Here is a 22,394-nt window from a genome sequence, read left to right as displayed (position 1 = left end):
AACCCATTAGGCGGTGATGTTTGTTAGTGGGTTGCCATGGGCAAGTACGACTTCCAAGCTCACCGCGTAATTTTATATGAAACCAATTTTTGTACGTGGTATCTCTCATCAATTCCGCTTAACACTGGCAATTATATTGTCGGTGGTGTTGTTTATTGCTAACGATCGCCTCGAGCCCGTTCGCCAATCCCTGTCTTCTGTATTAAGCCCATTGCAATATTTAGCCAATGTTCCAGGTGTGATGCTTGACTGGACTGCTGAAGCATTTGCTACCCGCAATATGCTAGCGGCACAGAATAAAGTTTTGATGGATCAACAGCTATTGATGTCTGAGCGTTTGCAACGCTTTGAGCATCTTCGTCAAGAAAATGAAAGATTGAGAGCGCTACTAGGGTCACCAGTTCACATGGACTCGCGTAAAGTGGTTGCCGAAGTGATGGAGGTTGCAAGTGACCCTTTTCGTCAGCTTGTGGTGCTTAATCATGGCGAACGTACAGGCGTGTATGTGGGGCAGCCAGTGGTGGATGCCAAAGGCGTAGTGGGTCAAGTGGTTGAGGTCAGTGAATTAACCAGCCGGGTATTATTGGTGTCAGACACGACCCACGGTATACCTGTGCGGGTGACACGTAATGATGTAAGAGCCATTGCGAATGGAACGGGCGATATTGACGACATTGAGCTGCGGCATGTGGCCAAAAGTACCGACATTATTGCCGGTGATTTATTAGTGACCTCTGGTTTAGGAGATCGTTTCCCTGAAGGTTACCCGGTTGCGCGAGTCATGTCAGTTTCGCGTGATGATGGCCAAAGCTATGCGGTGATCAATGCCCAGCCCTTAGCCGCATTAGACCGTATCCGTTATGTATTATTGATTTGGCCAGATGAAGTGGACGATAACCCTATCATTCCAATCTTGCCTGACGCCGGTGTTAACCAAGCAGCAGAAAACAATACCTTGCCAGCAGAGCTGACAACAACAGATACCCCTGTAATCGATACACCTTCTGATGTATCAAGCGTTGAAAATCCACCCACTCAAGAGGTGAGTCAATGAGTGCTCACATAGCCAATGGCCGTTTTGTTGTTTGGATTACCCTATTCATTGGTATGATGTTCCAAATTATGCCATTACCGCATATTGTTGCAGCATGGCGACCCGATTGGTTGCTGATGGTGATGATTTATTGGGCGGTGGCTTTACCGCATCGATACAGTATTCTTACAGCTTGGCTGTTAGGTGTCATGCTAGACGTGCTCTTAGGAGCAACACTAGGGGTAAGAGGGCTGGCATTTGCTTTAACAATTTACATTGTGGTGCTGCATTTTCAACGATTACGTAATTTTCCACGATGGCAGCAAACCATTTTGGTCTCGGTATTTGTGTGCATTTATCATTTAGTCATTTATTGGACTGAGTTTGCCATTGTTGGCGGCACGCCTTTTAATACTGATATGTTTTTACCAGCTTTCTCAAGCCTCATCATTTGGTGGTGGATATTCTGGTTTTTACGCAACATACGTCGTCGTTATAAAGTGCGTTAGTAAAACTAAGATTGTGATTGAGATATCTAACAAATTCAGCGTTTTGTTAAAGAGAGTACAATTTAAATGACTTGGGTTTTGGCTTCAACTTCTCCTCGACGTAAGCAGCTTTTTGCCCAAGCTGGATTTTCAATTGCCCATTTTTCCTTTGAGCAAGTTTCCCCTGATATTGATGAAACCCCCTTTGAAGATGAATCCGCTGCGGATTACGTAGTACGCCTGGCGTTAGAAAAAGCTCAGGCAGGTCTGGTTTTGGCGGCACCATTCACACACGCTAAAGTGTTAGGTTCAGACACCTCTGTGGTGTTAAACGGTAAGATTTTAGGCAAACCAAATGACGCTGCCGATGCAAAACAGATTTTACAACAGCTTTCTGGGCATACTCATCAAGTGATGACTGGGGTGGCGGTAACTGATGGGATCCGCTCTTTTACTCGATTATGTGTTACCGATGTCACCTTCTGTGATATTAGCGATGCCGACATTGAAGCCTACATTGCCACACAAGAGCCTATGGACAAAGCTGGAGCTTACGGCATTCAGGCCTTAGGTGGCTGTTTTGTTGAGTCGATTAATGGCAGTTATTCCGCGGTTGTCGGTTTGCCGTTAGTTGAGACAAGACAGTTAATGCAATTAATGGCTAAGGCATAAAAACGAATTTATTACTTTAAATTTTCATAGTTATCTCTATCAATATAATGAATTGAGTATCTATGTGACCTGAATACTGGTGGCTTATGAATATCAAAGCTCAGCGTAAAAAAGGCTCGGAGTTACTGATCAATGTTACCCCTACAGAGGCTCGTGTTGCCTTAGTAGAGCATGGCGTTTTGCAAGAAGTGCATATTGAGCGTCGAATGAAACGAGGCTTAGTAGGCAATATCTATAAAGGTAAAATTAGCCGAGTGTTACCGGGCATGCAGGCCGCTTTTGTCGATATTGGTTTAGATAAGGCGGCTTTTTTACATGCGTCAGATATTGTGCCGCACACTGAGTGTGTAGCCGACGTCGAAAAAGGTAACTTTGTCGTACGTGATATCGCTGAGCTTGTGCGTCAAGGTCAGGATATTATGGTACAAGTGGTTAAAGACCCCTTGGGCACTAAAGGGGCTCGATTAACCACCGACATCACCCTGCCATCGCGCTATTTAGTCTTTATGCCTGGTTCAAGCCACGTAGGCGTATCACAACGGATTGAGTTAGAAGAAGAGCGCGCGCGGCTGAAAAAGATCACCCTGCCTTATGTTGATGAAGATGGCGGTTTTATCATCCGTACCGCAGCTGAAAACGTCGGTGAAGATGAATTAGCTCAAGATGCCGCATTTTTACGCCGAGTATGGGCAAAAGTCAGTGAGCGGCGTAAGCGTAAAGGTGCTTGTTTGCTTTACCAAGATCTGGCGTTACCCGTAAGAATTATTCGTGATTTTGTGGGTACTGAACTCGATCATATTCAAGTGGACTCCCGCCGAACCTTTGCCGAACTACAGCAGTTTGCGCAAGAATTCATGCCAGAGATTGCCGATAAAATTGAACACTATGGCGGTCCTGCACCTATTTTCGAACTTTATGATGTTGAGAATGAAATTCAACGGGCTCTTGGGCGTAAAGTCGAATTAAAATCGGGTGGTTATTTGATCATAGATCAAACCGAAGCCATGACTACGGTAGATATTAATACCGGCGCATTCGTTGGGCATCGCAATCTTGAAGAAACAATTTTTAACACTAACCTTGAAGCCACTCAAGCCATCGCAAGGCAGCTCAGATTACGTAATCTTGGCGGCATTATTATTATCGACTTTATTGATATGCTCGAAAGCGATCATAAGGCAAGAGTGCTAGAAAGTCTCAACGCAGCATTAGCGTTAGACAGAGTTAAAACCAGTGTCAGCGGTTTCTCGGGGCTTGGCTTAGTTGAAATGACCCGAAAGCGCACCCGTGAAAGTTTAGAGCATGTAGTGTGTGGCGAGTGCCCAGCCTGCCTAGGTACAGGTTCGATGAAGACCATTGAAACCGTGTCATATGAAATTTTTCGGGAGATAATCCGTCTAAATCGTGCCTATAAAGCGGATGAGTTTTTGTTGTATTGCTCGCCAGCGGTGTACATGAGTTTAAGTGGTGATGAAAGCCACTTACTTGCCGAGTTAGAAGTGTATATTGGTAAGCGTATTCGATTACAAAATGAAACCATGTATGCACAAAACAAATATGATGTAGTGATGATGTAGTGACTTCAAAGTACCTGACGACCATAGGGCGAACCTTGTTACAAGCACTTGCAATTTTGTTGGTGCTTTTTGCGCTTGGTGTCAGTCTAGTTAGAGGTCTACTGCCCCATGTGCCTGAAGTCAGGCATGAAATATTAACGTATGTTGAAAGCCGTTATGGGGTGGCCTTAGAAATTGGGGAAATATCCGCAAAATGGCAGGCTTATGGGCCCTCTTTAACGATTAAAGATTTAATATTACCGCCTCAACCCCACCTGCCAGTCACGCTGATTAGTGAGCAGGTGCATATCAAGCTCGACTTCTGGGAGTCTTTTTTAACGCTATCACCGCAAATTGAAACCGTCAGTTTTGATAAGGTTCATTTAGCGATAAATTTGGATCAATTGCCGAAGAAAAATGTCGTTGAAGAGGCTGCTGAAGAAACCATAGCAGATCCCAACGTCCCCTTGGCTTCGAACAAAAATCTCGACTGGTTATATGCCTTACTATTGGAGCAACTGGATCATTTTTCTATCAATGATGTTTCAGTTCAATTATTTAGTTCGCAGCATGACTTTCATCCTATTTATTTAGAAAACTTGGTTTGGCTGAATCAAGAGGGTAAACACCAAGGCCAAGGTTCAGTGTTTATCGATCAAAAAGTATCGGCGAAAGAGTCCCTATCACTACAAATCGCCTTAACTGGAGATGGCTATAAACCGGAGACTATTAGCGGTGATATTTATGTCGTTGCAGATGATTTGGATTTAGGTGAGTGGGCCTCAAGACGAAAAAATCCATTAATTAACCAAGATAAAATCGAATTTGAAGGTGTGGTCAATCTAGAGGCTTGGCTTAAATTTGAAAACCGAAGCATTCAAGATGGCTTGCTCACCTTTAAGCCCAGTTGGCTGCAGTGGCGTGATAAAAAAAACCTACCGCATACTGGGGCTAGCGCATCATCAGCTGTGTCTAATACGTCAGCGGATAATGCAACAAAGATAGTCTCAGCCCCTGTTTCTGACATGCAGCGCTTTAATATTCAATCGGGTGTATTAACTTGGCAAACAAGCCAAGCAGGTTGGCAAATTAACAGTCATGACTTTGTTATTGAATCAAACCAGCAATCATGGCCGGAATTGTCATTATCATTAGCCTATCAAAATGCGCAATTTTTTGGTCAGCTAAGCCAAATTAATGTGCAAATGTTGGCTCCTTTATTGCCGCTTATACCCAATTTGGGGCGTGAGCATGTGGCCTTATGGCGCAATGTTGATTTACAAGGTGATATTGGCCCTATCAAAGTGTACAAAGCACAAAATCAACCTTGGGAAGCAACCGCGAAGTTAACTCAACTTGAATGGCAACCTATTGCACAAGTGCCGGGATTGAGCCCTATCGACATCCAGTTGGCTTGGGCAGATAGCAGCTTGCAGGTTGTGTTGCCTGAGCAACAATATCAAATTGACTTTGCCGGTGGCTTTAATCAGCCATTACAGCTAACAGGTAAAGCTTTAACAGCCAGTTTTAATGTTAATGACATGCAACTGTTAGTACCCAATATTCATTTTTTCAACGAAGAAATTAACTTGAAAGCTGACTTAAATATGCACTTTTTAGAGCAAGCCGATATGGCGCTTGCGGCAAATGTGGATATTTATGATGTGGCTAAAGCCAGTAATTACTTCCCGCTCATGGCCATGTCTCCAGGCTTAGTTGATTACTTAACTGCTGGTCTACAGGCTGGAAGTATTCATCATGCTAATGTACTTTGGCGAGGGGCATTTAATCGTTATCCCTACACTGACTTTGATGGTGTGTTTCAGGCTGAATTTACTATTGAACAGGGGGTATTTAAGTTCCAACCTGATTGGCCTGCAGTGAAGCAACTTGACTTGCACGCGTTGTTTGAAAACAAACTGATGAACTTAACGATCAACAGCGGCAATTTAGGTCGAGTGAAGGTCGATGGTGCAAGGGTATGGATCCCTGAGTTGGGTGCAAATTCTTTATTAAGGGTGACGGCCGATTTAAACACTGATGCTAAGGCCGCAGCGCAAGTGATCAATGCATCGCCATTGCGCCAAAGTGTTGGTGAGACCCTAGCGGTTGTACAAGTCAGTAAAGCCATTAGCACACAATTAGATTTAGCCATTCCACTTTATGACGGCGATAAACCTGTCATTAAAGGGACGGTCAACTTTGATAACAATCCCGTTTATATCGCCAAGCCGGGGATTCAACTCAACCGCGTGAAAGGGGCTATTAGCTTTAATAATAACCTTGTTTCAGGGCAAAAATTACAGGCCAAATTATTTGACCAAGATTTTACATTTAGTTTTGCAACCAAAGAACGCAAGAAACAGCAGGTGTTAGATGTTGATTTTGATGGTCACTTTGATATTGGAGAATTACCGCCATCATTTACCACACCATTAAGTGACTATTACCAAGGTAACTTTGACTGGAGTGGCCATTTAATGATGATGTTTGGTGAGCAAGGCTATAGTTTCCGTGCCCAAGCCGACACTGATTTACGCGGCGTCAGTTTTGCTCTTCCTGTACCATACACTAAATCGGCAGATGAAATTAAACCGCTTTCAGTCGAGGTGATTGGTGATAATAAGCAATCTTCATTAAGCATAAAGCTTGCGGAACAAGCTGAATTTTGGGGCGAATTTGGCAACCATGAGAATGTTCATCATCTACAGTTTTATGAATTAATGCTAGGGCGTAAGTTTAAATTAGGCGATACCTTAGTAAAACAAGACGGCCGTATCACTATTGATATGAACCAAGCCATGTTTGCTGAGTGGTTACCTATTATTACCCGTTTTACAGAAACTAAACCCGATGCTCAGGTAGCAGAGGATAATCCGCCAGCATCAGTATTCCCATCTTTAGTACAGATTAATGCCAACATTAACAAATTCAACTTGTTAGCGCAAAGTTTTAGCCAATTTAAACTTGCGGCGGCGCCTAAAGATGACGTTTGGCGTTTTGATGTTAACTCAGATCAATTTGTTGGACGAGTCGACTTTTATAAAAGCTGGCGTGAACAGGGGCTAAAAATTGTGGCAGATAAACTGCACTTAACCCCAAAAATAAAATCGCAAACCGATGCTGAGTTTAGCCCAGACACCTTGTTAGACAACATGCCGCCTTTAGCGATAGATGTAGATGATTTTAAAGTGTTTGATATGCAGTTTGGTCATTTAGAAATGCAAGCAACTCCGTATGCTGAAGGATATCGTTTTCAAACCATTTCTTTAACGAATCCAACTTCAAACATCACCGCACAAGCTAAAGGGGTATGGCAAAAGACTGAAGATGACAGCATGACTCAGTTTGATGTGAGTTTGAAAGTGGATAAATTTGATGAAATATCGAGTCTGTTAGGGATTAACCCTGGTTTAAAAGATGCTCCGCTCTCGTTGGCAGGGGATTTATCATGGCAAGGCGCACCCTATAGTTTTTCGCTAAAAACCCTTGATGGCAAAATAAAGTTTGATTTTGGAAAAGGACATTTATCTGAAATTAGCGATAAAGGTGCGCGCATATTTTCTTTATTCAGCTTAGATTCTATTTTACGTAAATTGTCCTTTGATTTTTCTGATGTATTTGGTTCAGGTCTATACTTTGATAGCTTTCAAGGCCATTTAGATATCGCAGACGGTGTGGTCAAAACCACCGACACCGAAATGGACACAGTGGCAGGCGATATGAAAGTGCGAGGCTATACCGACTTAACCACCCAAAGTTTGAATTATGATGTGCGTTTTTTGCCTCAACTTGCTTCGAGTGTGCCTACTGTGGTGTTTTTAAGTACCAGTGCATGGACCTTGGGGATTGGAGCGTTTGCGCTGACCAAAGTCTTAGAGCCAGTTATTGAAGTTATCTCTGAAATTCGTTTTAGAATTACGGGCACTCTGGACAATCCTCAAATTCAAGAATTAGAGCGTAAAAGTAAGGAGATCGAGATCCCTGAGGCAATTCTTCGTCAAAAAGGCATCATACCCGCAACTGATGCTCAAGATAGCAAGCCAAATGATGTGCCAGAGCCAACCAAGGTTGACCCTCAAAAGCCATCAGCCACCCCGCAGAAAACTGACAATATCAAGGTGAGTAACCTGCGACAAGTGAAAAAGGACAGTCATGCAAATCAGTTTGTTACAGTGTCAAAGCAGCCGAGACGTTCAGGCGAATTTAGCGTATATCGACACGCAGCTTAGACAGTTACCCAGACACACTCATCAGGCACAAATGGTGGTGCTACCCGAGTGCAGTTTGCTATTTGGTGGTCATGAATCGCAACAGTTGCAATATGCCGGCACTAACGATGAAGGTGAGCTAAAACAAGCTTTAGCGACGTTAGCCAAACGTTACCAAGTGTATATGGTGGCTGGTACTATTCCTATGCGCGCGGATGACCATAGGGTATATAGTCGCAGTTACGTGTTTAGCGATACCGGAAAAACAATTGGCTCTTACGATAAATTACATCTGTTTGATGTGGATGTTGCAGATGGTACAAAAAACTATCGCGAAAGTGATACTTTCCACCCAGGCTCGCGTATTACCGTAGTAGATACACCTTTTGGTAAAGTGGGTTTAGCCATTTGTTATGATATTCGTTTTCCGGATTTGTTTCGCGCGCTTCGCCTTGCAGGAGCCGAGATCATTGCATTACCATCAGCCTTTACCAAGGTGACTGGCGAAGCACATTGGCAGGTTTTATTACAGGCCAGAGCGATTGAAACTCAATGTTATTTGTTAGGTGCCGGACAATGGGGGCAACATAATGAGGGCAGTCGTGAAACTTGGGGACATAGTATGATTGTCGACCCATGGGGCAAGGTGATTGCTGAGCGTCCAGAAGGATTAGGTTGGGTTCAAGCAGAAATAGATTTACAACAAGTTGCAAAAATTCGCCAACAAATGCCTGTGTTAGGGCATAATCGTTTTATTGACCCCATGCTTGCAAACTAGCAACTGTGGGCTGATTAGATTGAATAAAGAGAATATTAATGCCTTTTTTATCACAAGTTGAGCAAAGCTTATTTCAAGGTGGTTTGACATTAGATGGCCTGCAAGATTATTTAGCCATTATTCACCAACATCAAATTGACTTCTCTGATCTGTATTTTCAAGGCAGTCGCCATGAGTCCTGGGTGCTAGAAGATGGCATTATCAAAGAGGGTAGCTTCCACATTGAACGTGGTGTGGGCGTTCGTGCGATTACTGGCGAAAAGACTGGTTTTGCCTATGCAGATGAAATCACGCCTGCGGCGTTAGACGCTGCGGCTAGGGCGGCCAGAGGTATCGCTTTAGCAGGTAAGCAACATAAAGTAAAAGCGTTTAGTCGTACGCAAAACATTGCTTTATATGACAGCGCCGATCCGATTGCGGCAATGGATGAAGTGAAAAAAATTGAGCTATTAAAACAAGCAGACGCTTATATTCGCAGCTTAGATAGTCGAGTGATTCAAGTGGTTGTCAGCTTATCAGGCGTACATGAAGAAATTCTGGTTGCTGCTAGCGATGGGACGTTAGCGGCAGATGTTCGGCCTTTAGTCCGTTTTAATTGCAGTGTGATTTTAGAAGAAAATGGCAAACGTGAACGTGGCAGTGCCGGTGGCGGTGGACGTCATGACTACAGTGTATTTTTAACCACAGATGATGCTGGGTTACCGCACAGTTTTGAGTTTGCCAGAGAAGCCGTTCGCCAAGCGCAAGTTAATATTCACGCAGTAGATGCACCCGCGGGTGAAATGACTGTGGTATTAGGTAGCGGTTGGCCAGGTGTATTGTTACATGAAGCTGTCGGACATGGCTTAGAAGGTGACTTTAATCGCAAAGGCAGCAGTGCATTTAGCGGTAAAGTGGGGCAACCTGTGGCATCGAGTCTGGTGACGGTTGTTGATGATGGCACCATGCAGAATCGTCGTGGTTCACTGAGCATTGATGATGAAGGCGTGCCAACACAAAAGACCACCTTAATAGAAAACGGTATTTTAAAAGGTTACATGCAAGATAAGCTTAATGCGCGTTTAATGGGGCAGGCATCTACCGGTAACGGTCGCCGTGAATCATATGCCCATTTACCTATGCCACGTATGACAAATACATACATGGAAGCAGGTAAGTCAGATCCTGCCGAAATTATCAAGTCGGTGAAAAAAGGCATTTATGCACCTAACTTTGGTGGCGGACAAGTGGATATTACGTCGGGTAAATTTGTGTTCTCGGCATCTGAAGCGTATTTAATTGAAAATGGTGAAGTCACTCAAGCTATTAAAGGTGCTACGCTTATTGGTAACGGCCCAGAGGCCATGAGTCAAATATCTATGGTAGGCAATGATCTTGCTTTAGATAAAGGTGTGGGTGTGTGTGGTAAAGATGGCCAAAGTGTTCCGGTAGGTGTGGGGCAGCCAACATTGAAAATTGATAAACTCACTGTTGGTGGCACGGCATAAATTATCGAGGTTCAGCTTAGGTATATATAGCCTAAGCTGAACCTCTTTAAGCTATAAATGTGCGTCTTCAACTAAGCTGCTATTGATTTGAGTTTGGTATATTCTCTGGGTAATTAAACGTAAGTCATTTATACTTGAAGGATTATTAGAGTTAAAACTCTATTTACGGTGGTAACATGGAAATATCGTTTAATCGACAACCTTTAAATCAAACGTTGCAGCAAGCTAAACAGACATTGATACGCTGTTTAATGGCATCAATATCCTTTTTGACTGTGTGTATTGCCCCATTGGCGTATGCTGACTCTCCAACCGCGCAATATAGTCAACCAGCTTCGGCGCTAACCTTTGCTCAGGCTTGGCAACAACTGCAGCAAGTCAGTGATAAATTTAAAGCTGAAACTCAGCAAGTCAACCGTGCTCAGGCTGAGCAAGAGGCCAGTAACTCGCTAAGCTACCCCGCACTTGATATTGCGGGCAGCTATACTCACCTTGAAAAACCCATTGAACTTGATTTACGCGATTTAAACCCATTAGCATCCATTGATCCTAGTGCCTTACCGCCTCAATTGGGTCAAGCTCTTGCCGCTATTCCAGGTTCAATGTTTGTGACCCCCTTTACCGAGCAAGATGTGTTCCGCGCGAGTTTACAGGCGATGTGGCCTATTTATACCGGCGGTAGAATATCTGCAGCGCAAGGTATTAAAGCTGCGCAAGTGGCTGAAAAACAGCAAGAGCTTGCTTTAGTACAGCGTGATTTATTCACCTTATTAGTCGATAGGTATTATGCGGTAACCGTTACTCGGGTGTTAACTGAGACTCAGCAACAACTGGTGGATTCATTAACTGTTCATGCCAGCCATGCTGAAAAATTAGAGCGCGAAGGTCAAATCGCTACCGTTGAGCGTTTAAATGCACAAGTGGCATTAGAAAACGCCAAGGTCTCGCAACGCAGTGCTAGCCGCCAATTTGAAATGGCATCAATTGCGTTGAGCCGTATGTTACAAGCAAGTCATGTCGAGCCCTTATCCCCTTTATTCATGTTAGAGCATCAGCCGGCATTAGGGCCATTAAGCCAGTTGACTATGACACAACATCCCGCCTTAAAACTGTTAGAGGCTAAAGAGTTACAGGCTAATGGTTTAGTCGATTTAGAAAAGGGTGGCTATTACCCAACCGTGTTTTTATACGGTAATTACACTTTATATGAAGATGATAGTTTGTTCTCTCAAATTGAGCCAAATTGGATGGTGGGCGTTGGGGTTAAAGTGCCTTTACTGAGTCGAGATGGTCACAGCGGTAAAGTCAAAGCAGCTAAAAGCGCCTTGCTTCAGGCTCGACATACCAAAGCACAAACCCAGCAAGATTTAGGTTTGTTGGTTGAGCAAAGTTATCGACAACTGTTACAAGCGCATGAAGAAGTTGCGGCATTGAATACTTCATTAGCCTTAGCGACTGAGAATTTACGCTTACGTGAGTTAGCCTTTAATCAAGGGTTATCGACCTCAGTAGATCGCGTGGATGCCGAGCTAAAGCTGAACGCCGTTAAAACACAGCAATTGGGTGCCAAGTACCGTTATTTACAAGCTTATGCCAAATTAATGGCAATCAGTGGTCAGTTAGATGAGTTTATTGGACGAACGCAGCAGGAGAATTCACATGCGAGCAAATAAAATCTTAGCCGTGTTGGCGGTGATAATTTTGGCTATGATTTTAGCTTATGGTGTTAATTTAGCGTTTGCACCTAAGCCGGTATTTTTACAGGGACAAATTGAAGCCCGTGAATACAATATTTCATCTAAAGTGCCAGGCCGCATTGAGCAGGTGATGGTTCGTAAGGGAGATAAAGTTGCCGTTGATGACATTTTATTTGTGATTGACAGCCCTGAGCTAAACGCCAAACTGATGCAAGCAGAAGGCGGTCGTGACGCTGCGAAAGCGATGCAGCAGGAGGCCGATAACGGTGCCAGACAGCAACAAATTACCGCATCTAAAGAACAATGGTTAAAAGCGAAAGCCGCCACAGAATTGATGCAAAAAACCTATCAACGTATTGAAAATCTGTTTAATGAAGGTGTGGTGCCTCGCCAAAAGCGTGATGAGGTTTATACCCAATGGCAAGCGGCAAAATATACAGATCAAGCTGCTTTTGCCATATACCAAATGGCACAAGAAGGCGCCCGAGTTGAAACCAAAGCCGCGGCCGAAGGCAATGCCAGAATGGCTGAAGGTGCGGTAAAAGAGGTTAGCGCGATTTTAGCTGATAGCCAAATGCGCTCACCTAAAAATGCTGAAGTCAGTGAAGTGCTATTGCAAGCCGGTGAATTAGCACCAAGTGGCTTTCCTGTGGTTAGCCTAATTGATATGTCAGATGCTTGGGCTGTGATGCAAGTGCGTGAAGATCAATTAGCGCATTTCAAACAAGGTACTGTTGTTGCATTGCGCCTACCTGCATTAGATAAAACGGTCGAGTTTACTGTTGAATACGTCAGTGTGATGGGTAATTTTGCTACTTGGCGTTCAACCGAAAGTGGTCATGATTTTGATATGCGCACCTTTGAGGTTTTATTGCATCCTAACCAGCCCATTGCCGACTTACGTGTAGGTATGTCGGTATTGTATCTCCCTGATGCAGAATAAGCGCTACCATGACTGTCAAACAGCGTTGTCTCTCTGAGCTAAATAAACTTTGGCGCTCACCATGGCAGCTTGCTATGGTGAGCTACATTCCTTTGATAAGCATGCTGTGTTTATGGTGGTTGTTCAGTGCTGGTTTACCAAGACAGCTTCCGGTTGCCGTGGTCGATCTGGACAACAGTCAGGTATCGCGTATGTTGACGCGAAACCTACAAGCTAATGCGGTTATTTCACCGCAATCTTACGCCAATCTCGCCACTGCAGAAGCCGATATGCGCCAAGCAAAAGTTTACGCTTTAGTGGTGTTTCCTGTTGGCATGAATAAAGACTTAGTTACCGCCAATAAACCATTGATAGACATCCGTTATAACAGTCAATTTTTATTAGTGGGTAAGCTGTTATCCAGTCAAATTCAGTTGAGTTTAGGCAATGGTTTATTAACACTGGGCGCTAAAAAGCTATTGCTTAGCGGCACCCATAGTGAAAGCCTTGCTGTCAGTTTATCCCCTGTCACCAGTCAAACCACTGCGCTGTTTAATCGCAATAACAACTACGTAGGATTTTTAGTCCCACCGGTATTGATAGCCTTATGGCAAATACTCTCTGTATTTGTCTTTATGAATTCACTTAATGCTGAGCTCAAGCCTGCTGAGGGTCAGCCTAAGTTGGCCGCTGATTTTTGGAAAACAGTGATAGCAAAAGTGCTGCTATTAACCCCAATTATGTTAATACATGGCAGCTTTATTTTGGTGTGGTTATATCTTTACTTAGCCTTGCCGATAGCCGGTTCAATAGGATTATTAATTATTGCCCAATTAGTGATGTTGTTAACCCTGTGGCTAATTGCCTGTTTGATTTTTTTAATAATACGAGAAAAAGCCAGTTGTATTAGTATTTGTACGGCCTTATTTGCCCCTGCATTCGCCTTTATGGGGATAACTTTCCCGGTAAATGAAATGCCATTAATCGCCCAGTGGTGGCGCTTAATTATGCCATCGAGTCATTACATCGACTCACATGTGGGGATAGTTAGCTATGGTGAGACCTTGCCACAACTGTTGGCTCAGCTCGGCTCATATTGGATTTTTCTGCCGCTTATTCCGATTATTTTTATACTCAGCCATTTTGCTCTTGAGCGTCGTCCCATTGAAAAAGAAGGGAGTCAATGATGACTTTATGGCAACTGATGTGGCGAGATTTAAAATCGATATTGTCTGATAAAGACTTGGTGCTGACCATATTTGGTGCTGTATTATTTTATTCGGTGTTATATCCGCTGCCATACCTAAACCAGGTTCCGACTGAGCAGAACATTGTGGTTGTTGATCATGATCATTCATCATTAAGTCGTCGGGTAATTCGTCATGCCGATGCCAGTTCGAAAATAAGAGTACAGGCGGTTCTACCCAGTGTAGATGAAGCCAAACAGTGGATAACCTCAGGTGAAGCACACGGTTTACTGGTTATTCCTGAAGGGTTTCGACGCAGCTTGTTATTAGGTAAAGGTGCGACGTTAAGTTACGGCGGTGATGCCAGTTATTTTTTAATATACTCAGCGGTCGTTGAAGGCCTAGTCAGTGCGGGCATGGACGCCAGTAAACAGATTCAAATGGTGGGGCTATTAGCCCGCGGTCAAACGGCTGCACAAGTTGAAAAGTCTTTAGATTCAATCACCATCAACTCAGTACCTGCATTTAATCCCAGCTTAGGTTACACGCCTTATGTGGTACCTGGGCTATTTTTACTCATATTACATCAAACTATGCTGATTGGCATTTGTATTTTGGGTGCCAGTCAGTGGCGAACAACAGGTTATTGGCAGTCGGTGTCACCGCTGTTATTGGTGTCAGCGCGAGTGCTGACCTTTAGCAGTATTTATGCGGTTTTAGCGATATTTTATCTAGGTTATTGTTTTTATTTTTATGATGTTAGTGTGTTAGCGACCATGACTGAAGTGAGTTTGTTTATGCTGCCCTTTATTCTCGCTACTGCCGCATTAGGAACGGCAGTGAGTAGTCTGTTTGTTCGTCCAGACTTGCCGACACAGTTCTTTTTATTGATCTCTATGCCAATCCTTTTTGTGGCAGGATTTGTATGGCCATTGGCATTAATTCCTGAGCCACTGCTGTTGTTATCACAAATCATCCCTGCTGTGCCAGCGATTAGCGGTATGTTAAATCTCAATCAAATGGGCAGCGGTTGGCTGGCTGTTTTACCACAATGGCTGCAGCTTTGGGGGATGTTTGTGTTGTTTTCGTGCTTAGCTTTAGTGGGGGTTAAATACCGTCAGCAACAAGCGTTAGCAAATGGTCATTAATCGTAAGTGACTGCTAAGTACTGAACCAGAATAATACTTGCCCACAACAGATCTGTTAATTTCTTTGAATGAGTGAATTAACTCTGATGACTAGCCCTGTTGGTGGTTTTGTCTCTATATGAAAAAGCCCACAAAAAGTGGGCTTTAACATCTCAACTGTGTGATAAATTTTTCATCATATAGAGCTAATCTATAACAGTATCACATCAAAGCTAGTATTTGTTTTTACGCCACTTGGCGTCGTCACTGTTACCGTTACGGTACTAATACCCGCAGTGCCGGTATTTTCTAATGTGAACGAAGTGCTGGTGCCACCTGCAATGGTGCGATTTGGAACCGTGTAGTTATCAAATAATAAATTACCTTCAGTCGCGGTTACCGTTACCGTGGTATTTGCAGGTAATATTTGGTTAGCATTATCGGTTAAGCGTACTTCGAACCTCGAGCGTGCATTGGTGGCAATCGGGGCGATATTACTAAAATCAGCGACTAAATCAGTACCGTCCTGGTTAAATTGCATCACCGCAGTAGAGCCTGACATAGTGAGCACAAACGCTTTACGGATATAGGTTTTATTGGCTTGACCAGTACCACAGCGTCCATCACCGCGTAAACATTGCGGGCCATTAAACTTAGTATCTGGGCCGCCGTAGATAGTGCCAGCCGTCGCACTAAAAAACTTTTCACCAGTGCTATACATGCCGGTTTCATCATCATCTCTATAGGCATCGCCTAAATCGACAAACCCATTGGGATGGTAGGTATCGATATCCATACCGTTGCCGCTACAGGCAACAGGAGTATTGTTGCCGTCTAAACAGGCTAAGGCGATAGCATTACCGTCAGCATCGCCAAACATGTTGTCGCCATCGGTGTCAAAGAAGGTTTCATGGCCTAAGGCGTAAGCTAAAATGGTCACTCGGTTGTCTGATACGCGGGGGTTTGCTGATGTCCAGGTGACATTACAGGTGCCGTTTAACGTTGCGCATGAAGGTTGTATTTGACCGCCTTCAGCGGTGAAGTTAACCACTGTGTCATCTGGCGCAGGGTTACCAAAGCTGTCTGAAGCATAAATTGAAATAGTGATCGTTTCGCCATTTCTGTTACCGGCTTCAGGATTGAAGGTTGAAGTTGAAATACTAAAACCTAATTGTTGTGGTAAACCTGTGTTGACGGTCAGTTGCTCCGACTGGCTAGTAATAACATCAGTGGTATCTTTATCGGTAGCAGTTGCAACAACCCTGACAGGGGTGGGAACAGTGCCAGATAACACTCGCACACTCACTAAGCCTTGTGCATTGGTTATGCTGCTGTCAGTTGGGTTACCGTTAGCAAAAGATAAGCCACCAATCACTGTGTCCAGGGTGAAGTTAACGGTTTGCTGCGCGGTAGGCTGGCCGTTGGCACTGGTCACCATAAAAGTCACTAGAGAAGATTCACTTGATCCCGTGCCGCCAGCGCCTTTTATGCGAATTTGATTTGGCTCTGCTGAAATAAAGCTTAAGCTTGCCAAGGTTTGACGACTTAATGAGAACCCTAAGTTAGCCGTTAATGCCGTAGTGCCAACTGTTGCGGTGGCGATAATTTGATCGCTACGCTCACTGTTGCCACTGCAACTTGTATCTGAGAATGTCGCCCCCGCTGCGCCAGACAATGTTGTCACTGGCGAATCTAAACTGGCTTTATTGTTAGCTGAGCAATCGGAACTGAACGTCACGCTGGTGGGTGTTTGTAAGCGAGTATAAGTGCCATCATTGTTATCTGTCACTATGGTTGCCGTCACGCCAAATGTACCGCCTGCGCTGAGTTTGTAGGCGCCATTATCCAAAGGTAAGGTGGTGGCTAATTCGTTTTCATAAAATTCGGTTTCAGACACCCAACGTCCCATCTTAAACAATCCAACTGGCACAATATCATCGGCAGATAGGACTTCGTAAAAACTAGACTGGGTGATTTCTTTACCTTGATAATTTGTACTAACCACTAAGGTGCTTGCACCTAATTCGGTTAAGGTGGGAGTATAGGCAACAATGGCCTTGCCATCACTGTTGGTTAACGCCGTTGCCGGAGACAAACTGGCGCTGCCAGCAGCAAAGCTCACCAATTGGTTGGCAATACCTTGATTGCTGCTATCCAATAAGGTGGCTTGCAGTTGCACAGCTTCATCCACTTTAAAGCGGGTGACCGTGCCAGTAGCATTGTTAATGCTAGCGGTAATGGTTACCGATTCAATAGGGGTGACAGAGTCAAGTGCCAGAAACTCAAAGTTACGACTGGCGCTGACGGTATCACTGCTAGCTGGATTAAATTGAACGCTTAGCTCTCCTGCATTAGCGACAGTAGAACTAATAACAGATGTGGCTTGACCATTGCTGTCAGTTAGCTTTGAGGCTGGTGCTGCATCACCAAACGGTAATACAAAATCGACCACTTGGCCTGTGACTAGGGTGCTACCATTCTTTAATGTGGCCACAGCGCAAAACTGTTCATTTAAATAAAATGATTGTTGGCTAGTGGCTTGGGTACATTGTCCGTCTACTATCGCTTGAAAACTTAAGCTGATAGCGTAATTAGCATCAGGTGTTTCAGTTTCGGTTCCATCCGCGGCGCCATTGCAACCGCTGACCAGTAAAGCTGAAGCAAACACCAATGAAATACTACGATTCAATGTCATTATTTGCATGGGTAACATCCTAGTTTTTGTTGTTATTTAAGTCGTAAGGCTAATTGTCTGCTTACGTTATAGCCTGAGTATATTACCCAGTGATCTCGCTGCGTAAATATTTAAACAACTCTTTGGCTGATTTTGACTCAGGGCCTTTAGCCAGTTCTTTGTTTGCCTGACGTATTAGTTGACGTAACTTTTGACGATCAAGCTGTGGATTCTCATCCAGTAAGGCTTGGATCTCCGTGTCACCATTAGCTAATAAGCGTTCACGCATTTTTTCAAATATTTGCAACTGAGCCGCTTCATTATTGTTTTTATTCAGCACTTTATCTAGTGCTGCTTCTATCGGTTCGTGATCAAAGCCACGCATTAATTTACCGATATACTGTAAATGACGGCGGTAAGCTTCGGTTTTTTGCTTAATCACTTTGCTTTTTAAAATCGCGTCGTACAAAAACTCGTCAAGCTCCATCTTGTCGAGTTGGCTTTTACTTAGCGCCACAAGACGCATGCCTAAAGCCTGCGCTTCTTCGCTTTCTTTTTTAAATCCAGTACGGCTGACGTATTCGTCATCGTTGTCGTAGGGTTGCTGAAAGTGCTCAGAATCACCAACAATTTTCATAATGTTAAACCTCAAATAAATATCTGCTAATGATAGCATTTATTTTGCTGATGTATCTGGTAAAAAAGATACTGAAAACGTGTTGTTATCAATCGGGAAATGAATTTGCTATGCTAATGCTAATTTAGGCCATTTAAGAGATTATTTGTGACTTCTCATCAAGCACCTTCAGCCACTATCGACAGTGAATTACCGGCATTAAAAAACGCGGTTAGCGTTGCACTTGAATATGCAAAGCAGCTAGGTTCTAGCGCCGCCGAAGTAGCAATCAGTAAGCAGCAGGGACTTTCGGTTTCTACGCGAAATAAAGAAGTGGAAACGGTTGAGTTTAATAAAGATGGTGCACTGGGTATTACGGTTTACCGTGATGGCCGTAAAGGCAACTCATCGACATCAGATCTCAGTCCAGAAGCCATCCGCCAAGCCGTGAAAGCCGCTGATGATATAGCAAAATATACATCAGAAGACCCTTTCAGTGGACTTGCCGATAAAGCTTTGATGGCACAAGATATTCGTGATTTACAGCTGTATCACCCGCAAATATTAACTGCCGAAGAATTAGCTGAAATTGCGATTCGTTCAGAAGATGCTTGCTTACAAAGTGATAACCGTATTAAAAGTTCTGATGGTGCAACAGCTAATGCCCACACCAGCGCTAAAGTGTATGGTAACAGTCATGGTTTTTTAAATGGTTATTGCAGTTCGCGCTACAGCTTAAGTTGTGTCGCGATAGGTGAAGAGTCTGACGGCAATATGCAACGTGATTATGATTATACCGTTGCTCGTAAATATCAAGATTTATTAAGCCCAGAAGCCGTAGGCAAACAAGCCGCACATAAAACCTTAAGCCGCTTAGATGCGCGTAAAATTGCCACGGCTAAAATGCCGGTATTGTTTGCGCCTGAAATCGCCACAGGGTTAATGGGCCACCTAATTGGCGCCATTAGCGGTAGCAGCTTATACCGTAAGTCGAGTTTTTTATTGGATTCGATTAACACGCAGATTTTTCCCGATTGGTTCAGTATTGAAGAACAACCTCATCTGTTAGGGGCTTTAGCCTCAGCTAATTACGACAGTGAAGGCGTGGCAACCCAAAGCCGTAAAATCATTGATAATGGAACCTTAGCTACTTACTTACTCACCAGCTATTCGGCACGTAAATTAGGTTTAACCAATACGGGGCATGCTGGCGGCATTTATAACTGGACCCTAAGCCATAGCAACCAAACCTTTGATGAATTAATTAACGCAATGGGAACCGGTTTAATTGTGACCGAAGTGATGGGCCAAGGCGTTAATGGAGTGACAGGCGATTACTCTAGGGGGGCAGCGGGGTTCTATGTTGAAAATGGTCAGGTGCTATATCCGGTGGAAGAAATCACCATAGCGGGTAACTTAAAAGACATGTTTATGGGCATTCAAGGTGTGGGTAAAGATCGTGATTTACGCTCATCGATTCGTACTGGCGGGATTTTACTCAGTGAAATGAAAATAGCTGGTAATTAATCGCTGCATTAGCTGACCGCTGCGATTGCTAGTAAAACTGATGTTAATTAAACAGGGGTAAGTGAAGACTTACCCCTGTTTTTTATTGAGTCTGCAGTGTTTATGCTATTGAAAATTCATACCGTGAAATATGATGGTAAATCGCATTGGGGGTTAACCAAGCATTACCCGGTAAATCAGGCTGATTAGGTGAGTCTGGTAGCATTTGTGGCTCGATACATACAGCTTGATGGTGAGTGAACACTTGCTGTTTTTTACCTACTACTCCGCCTAAAAAGTTAGCGCCGTAAAATTGCACACCCGGTTGATTAGTATAAACCGTCATCTTCACGCCATTTTGAGAGCTTGAAATCGCGCCAAAACGTTGTAAATCACCGTCTATGTTATCCATCACAAAGCAATGATCAAATCCGTGGGTTGCGGCTAAAGCGGGTCGTTGTGTTTGTACTGCCATAGGTGTGATAGCGGCTAAATCTAAATCTGTACCAGCCGTGGCTACCATCGCTGTGGGCACACCAACATCGTTCATGGTGAGATATTGCTTGGCATCCACTTGAATGTGGTGCGTGGTATTACTGTCACCACCGTCTAAATTGAAGTAACTGTGCTGAGTTAAGCTAACGGGGCAGGCTTTGTCTGTTGTCGCCAGTATTTCAACATATAGGTTATTACCCACTAAGCGATAATCTAACTGAACTTTACAATTGCCCGGAAACCCCATATCGCCATCAGGACTGTGCAGGGTCAAGCGCACACCATCATTGGTGGTGCCTAATTGCCAATGTTTGCGGTTAAAGCCTTCGGTGCCGCCGTGTAAGCAATTTGTGGCTTGATTAACGCTGAGTTGATAATCAACGCCGTCATAAGACAATTTACCGTTTGCGATACGATTGGCATAACGGCCAGCGATAGCCCCTAAGTGAGCTGACTGGGCTAAATAATCCGCTATATTGTCACAACCTAAAACCACATTTTGACGTTCGCCATTTTTGGTTGGCACCCACAATGACCGGATTATGCCGCCTAAACTCAAGACTTCCATTGCGATAGTGCCATTGTCTAAACGTATGCGTTCGACTTCTTCACCACGGGGATCTTGCCAAGATTCAAGCACACTAAAACGTACCATTGAGGCCTCTCTGGTTTGTATTTAAGGTTCGGGTAATTGAGTTTTTATTTACTTATCCTGCCTGCGCCAGCACTGGCTGAGCACAGTAAAATACGAGGCTCTAGCCCCGTTTTCTGGGTGTATTCTTGTTCAACTAAATTAATCACGTCATCGGTAAGTTCATGCTCGATCAGCGCAAGTACACAACCGTCACTCATGCGCACACCACCCCGTTCGCCAATATGTTGAGAAATCATCGATACGAGAATGTCTACTTCGGGGGCGATAACTTCAAAATCATCACGTAACGACACATGTGATTGGGTCATTAATTGGCTAAAACGCGCAATATCATTTTGTTGAAGCGCTCTGGCAGCATTACTTGTGCGGGTGTTTTCGGTGATCACATGGCGAGCTCGTCTAAACTGTTCAGAAGATAAGGTGTCTCTTTGCTGTTCTAGATAGCTTAATGATAAATCCCGTAAAGAATCTAACCCAAGTAACTGGGTGATGATCGCACAGTCTTTTTTACGTTCTTCAAACTGCATCATAAAGGCTTTGCGGTTGATATTAGGGTCAATCACTACCATGCTGAGGTTTTCAGGGAGCAAAATCGCTTCGCTTTCTAACTCTAAGCAATCAATTAATAGTGCATGATCTTCTTCCGCTAACGCGCTGATCATTTGATCCATAATGCCGCAATCAAGGCACATATATTGGCTTTCGCCGCGTTGGGCTAATAATGCAATTGCCGAAGGGGATAAATGTAATTGGCTGGCATAGCTAATTGCAGTACCAAATGCGATTTCTAATGCGGCAGATGAAGATAACCCTGCACCAAGTGGCACGTTACCCACAATGGCCAAATCCAGTCCTTTGGCTTGCAGCCCCGACATATGCATTGCCGCGGTTACGCCTTTTAAATAGTTTGCCCAATCATCATTAGAAGAGACAGAGCCTTCCTCACCGAATGTCCATTGCTTAATTTGCCCTGGAAAGGCATCCGTTACCGCGCGAAATAAATTGTCCTCACGATGCTTAACCGCAATCACAGTATGAAAGTTAATGGCTGCAGGCAGGACTAATCCTTCATTGTAATCGGTATGTTCACCAATAATATTTACCCGGCCAGGAGCCTGGTATAAATCATCCGCTTTTGTGCCAAAAGTTTGCACAAATAATTTAGTTGCCCGTTGCGCTGGGTTAGACATACTTCGAAAATTTCCAACAGAAAGTGATCACGTGATTACCTTGATTTATATCACGACTCAGTAGTAACTGTAACTGAGATTTTTTTAACTAAGTGCAAAT

At 43.9% G+C, this 22,394-nt stretch carries 16 protein-coding genes; 12 read left to right on the top strand and 4 right to left on the bottom strand.

The window, feature by feature from the left end; genetic code table 11:
- Nucleotides 1-76 precede the first annotated feature (76 nt).
- The 11 genes from mreC to NE535_RS12700 all read left to right on the top strand — a co-directional run bounded on the left by mreC (nt 77) and on the right by NE535_RS12700 (nt 15,179).
- Nucleotides 77-1,054 (top strand): rod shape-determining protein MreC, encoded by a 978-nt coding sequence (gene mreC / locus NE535_RS12750; RefSeq protein ID WP_261299006.1) that lies wholly within the window; start codon nt 77-79, stop codon nt 1,052-1,054.
- Entirely contained in the window at nt 1,051-1,542 is a 492-nt protein-coding gene (gene mreD, locus NE535_RS12745; protein ID WP_261299005.1) for a rod shape-determining protein MreD, read from the top strand. The genes mreC and mreD overlap by 4 nt, the downstream gene beginning before the upstream one ends.
- Nucleotides 1,543-1,608: 66 nt before the next feature.
- Nucleotides 1,609-2,193, top strand: coding sequence for a Maf family protein (locus NE535_RS12740; protein WP_261299004.1), 585 nt, complete (start codon nt 1,609-1,611; stop codon nt 2,191-2,193).
- A gap of 86 nt (nt 2,194-2,279) precedes the next feature.
- A complete protein-coding gene (gene rng / locus NE535_RS12735) occupies nt 2,280-3,770 on the top strand; it encodes a ribonuclease G (protein WP_188842533.1) in 1,491 nt (496 codons plus the stop codon).
- On the top strand, nt 3,770-7,981 hold the full coding sequence (locus NE535_RS12730) for a YhdP family protein (protein ID WP_261299003.1): 4,212 nt from the start codon (nt 3,770-3,772) through the stop codon (nt 7,979-7,981). The genes rng and NE535_RS12730 overlap by 1 nt, the downstream gene beginning before the upstream one ends.
- Nucleotides 7,905-8,738, top strand: coding sequence for a carbon-nitrogen hydrolase family protein (locus NE535_RS12725; protein ID WP_261299002.1), 834 nt, complete (start codon nt 7,905-7,907; stop codon nt 8,736-8,738). The genes NE535_RS12730 and NE535_RS12725 overlap by 77 nt, the downstream gene beginning before the upstream one ends.
- Nucleotides 8,739-8,776: 38 nt before the next feature.
- Nucleotides 8,777-10,225: a metalloprotease TldD gene (gene tldD / locus NE535_RS12720; RefSeq protein ID WP_261299001.1), complete on the top strand. Its 1,449-nt coding sequence runs from the start codon at nt 8,777-8,779 to the stop codon at nt 10,223-10,225.
- 176 nt (nt 10,226-10,401) lie between these two features.
- A complete protein-coding gene (locus tag NE535_RS12715) occupies nt 10,402-11,898 on the top strand; it encodes a TolC family protein (protein WP_425347461.1) in 1,497 nt (498 codons plus the stop codon).
- A complete protein-coding gene (locus NE535_RS12710; protein ID WP_261299000.1) occupies nt 11,885-12,865 on the top strand; it encodes an HlyD family secretion protein in 981 nt (326 codons plus the stop codon). The genes NE535_RS12715 and NE535_RS12710 overlap by 14 nt, the downstream gene beginning before the upstream one ends.
- Nucleotides 12,866-12,873: 8 nt before the next feature.
- Nucleotides 12,874-14,031 carry an ABC transporter permease gene (locus NE535_RS12705; protein ID WP_261298999.1) on the top strand — a complete coding sequence of 386 codons (1,158 nt, stop codon included), beginning with the start codon at nt 12,874-12,876 and terminating at the stop codon, nt 14,029-14,031.
- Nucleotides 14,031-15,179: an ABC transporter permease gene (locus tag NE535_RS12700; RefSeq protein ID WP_261299033.1), complete on the top strand. Its 1,149-nt coding sequence runs from the start codon at nt 14,031-14,033 to the stop codon at nt 15,177-15,179. Before NE535_RS12705 ends, NE535_RS12700 begins: the two co-directional genes overlap by 1 nt.
- Nucleotides 15,180-15,369: 190 nt before the next feature.
- On the opposite strand, the gene NE535_RS12695 is transcribed toward NE535_RS12700, so the two are convergent.
- Together NE535_RS12695 and yjgA are read right to left on the bottom strand one after the other, a co-directional pair.
- A complete protein-coding gene (locus NE535_RS12695) occupies nt 15,370-17,853 on the bottom strand; it encodes an Ig-like domain-containing protein (protein WP_261299032.1) in 2,484 nt (827 codons plus the stop codon).
- Between the two features lie 82 nt (nt 17,854-17,935).
- A complete protein-coding gene (gene yjgA, locus NE535_RS12690; RefSeq protein WP_261298998.1) occupies nt 17,936-18,469 on the bottom strand; it encodes a ribosome biogenesis factor YjgA in 534 nt (177 codons plus the stop codon).
- Nucleotides 18,470-18,616: 147 nt separating this feature from the next.
- Here yjgA and pmbA point away from each other — a divergent pair, with 147 nt between their 5' ends.
- A complete protein-coding gene (gene pmbA, locus NE535_RS12685) occupies nt 18,617-19,975 on the top strand; it encodes a metalloprotease PmbA (RefSeq protein WP_261298997.1) in 1,359 nt (452 codons plus the stop codon).
- 100 nt (nt 19,976-20,075) lie between these two features.
- Here the strand turns inward: pmbA and NE535_RS12680 are convergent, their stop codons facing one another.
- Both NE535_RS12680 and galK read right to left on the bottom strand, forming a co-directional pair.
- Nucleotides 20,076-21,104, bottom strand: coding sequence for an aldose epimerase family protein (locus tag NE535_RS12680; protein WP_261298996.1), 1,029 nt, complete (start codon nt 21,102-21,104; stop codon nt 20,076-20,078).
- Between the two features lie 44 nt (nt 21,105-21,148).
- Nucleotides 21,149-22,294, bottom strand: a complete 1,146-nt coding sequence (gene galK, locus NE535_RS12675; protein ID WP_188842551.1) for a galactokinase — start codon at nt 22,292-22,294, stop codon at nt 21,149-21,151.
- Nucleotides 22,295-22,394 lie beyond the last annotated feature (100 nt).

It is taken from the genome of Shewanella holmiensis, assembly GCF_025370255.1.
In the GTDB taxonomy this organism is placed as follows: domain Bacteria; phylum Pseudomonadota; class Gammaproteobacteria; order Enterobacterales; family Shewanellaceae; genus Shewanella; species Shewanella holmiensis.
This window is presented reverse-complemented; position numbering and strand designations above follow the sequence as displayed.

Bases quoted from the DNA above. Each gene is read 5' to 3' on its own strand.
- mreC (WP_261299006.1), top strand. From the start codon at position 77: ATGAAACCAATTTTTGTACGTGGTATCTCTCATCAATTCCGCTTAACA.
- mreD (WP_261299005.1), top strand. From the start codon at position 1,051: ATGAGTGCTCACATAGCCAATGGCCGTTTTGTTGTTTGGATTACCCTA.
- NE535_RS12740 (WP_261299004.1), top strand. From the start codon at position 1,609: ATGACTTGGGTTTTGGCTTCAACTTCTCCTCGACGTAAGCAGCTTTTT.
- rng (WP_188842533.1), top strand. From the start codon at position 2,280: ATGAATATCAAAGCTCAGCGTAAAAAAGGCTCGGAGTTACTGATCAAT.
- NE535_RS12725 (WP_261299002.1), top strand. From the start codon at position 7,905: ATGCAAATCAGTTTGTTACAGTGTCAAAGCAGCCGAGACGTTCAGGCG.
- tldD (WP_261299001.1), top strand. From the start codon at position 8,777: ATGCCTTTTTTATCACAAGTTGAGCAAAGCTTATTTCAAGGTGGTTTG.
- NE535_RS12715 (WP_425347461.1), top strand. From the start codon at position 10,402: ATGGAAATATCGTTTAATCGACAACCTTTAAATCAAACGTTGCAGCAA.
- NE535_RS12710 (WP_261299000.1), top strand. From the start codon at position 11,885: ATGCGAGCAAATAAAATCTTAGCCGTGTTGGCGGTGATAATTTTGGCT.
- NE535_RS12705 (WP_261298999.1), top strand. From the start codon at position 12,874: ATGACTGTCAAACAGCGTTGTCTCTCTGAGCTAAATAAACTTTGGCGC.
- NE535_RS12700 (WP_261299033.1), top strand. From the start codon at position 14,031: ATGACTTTATGGCAACTGATGTGGCGAGATTTAAAATCGATATTGTCT.
- NE535_RS12695 (WP_261299032.1), bottom strand. From the start codon at position 17,853: ATGACATTGAATCGTAGTATTTCATTGGTGTTTGCTTCAGCTTTACTG.
- yjgA (WP_261298998.1), bottom strand. From the start codon at position 18,469: ATGAAAATTGTTGGTGATTCTGAGCACTTTCAGCAACCCTACGACAAC.
- NE535_RS12680 (WP_261298996.1), bottom strand. From the start codon at position 21,104: ATGGTACGTTTTAGTGTGCTTGAATCTTGGCAAGATCCCCGTGGTGAA.
- galK (WP_188842551.1), bottom strand. From the start codon at position 22,294: ATGTCTAACCCAGCGCAACGGGCAACTAAATTATTTGTGCAAACTTTT.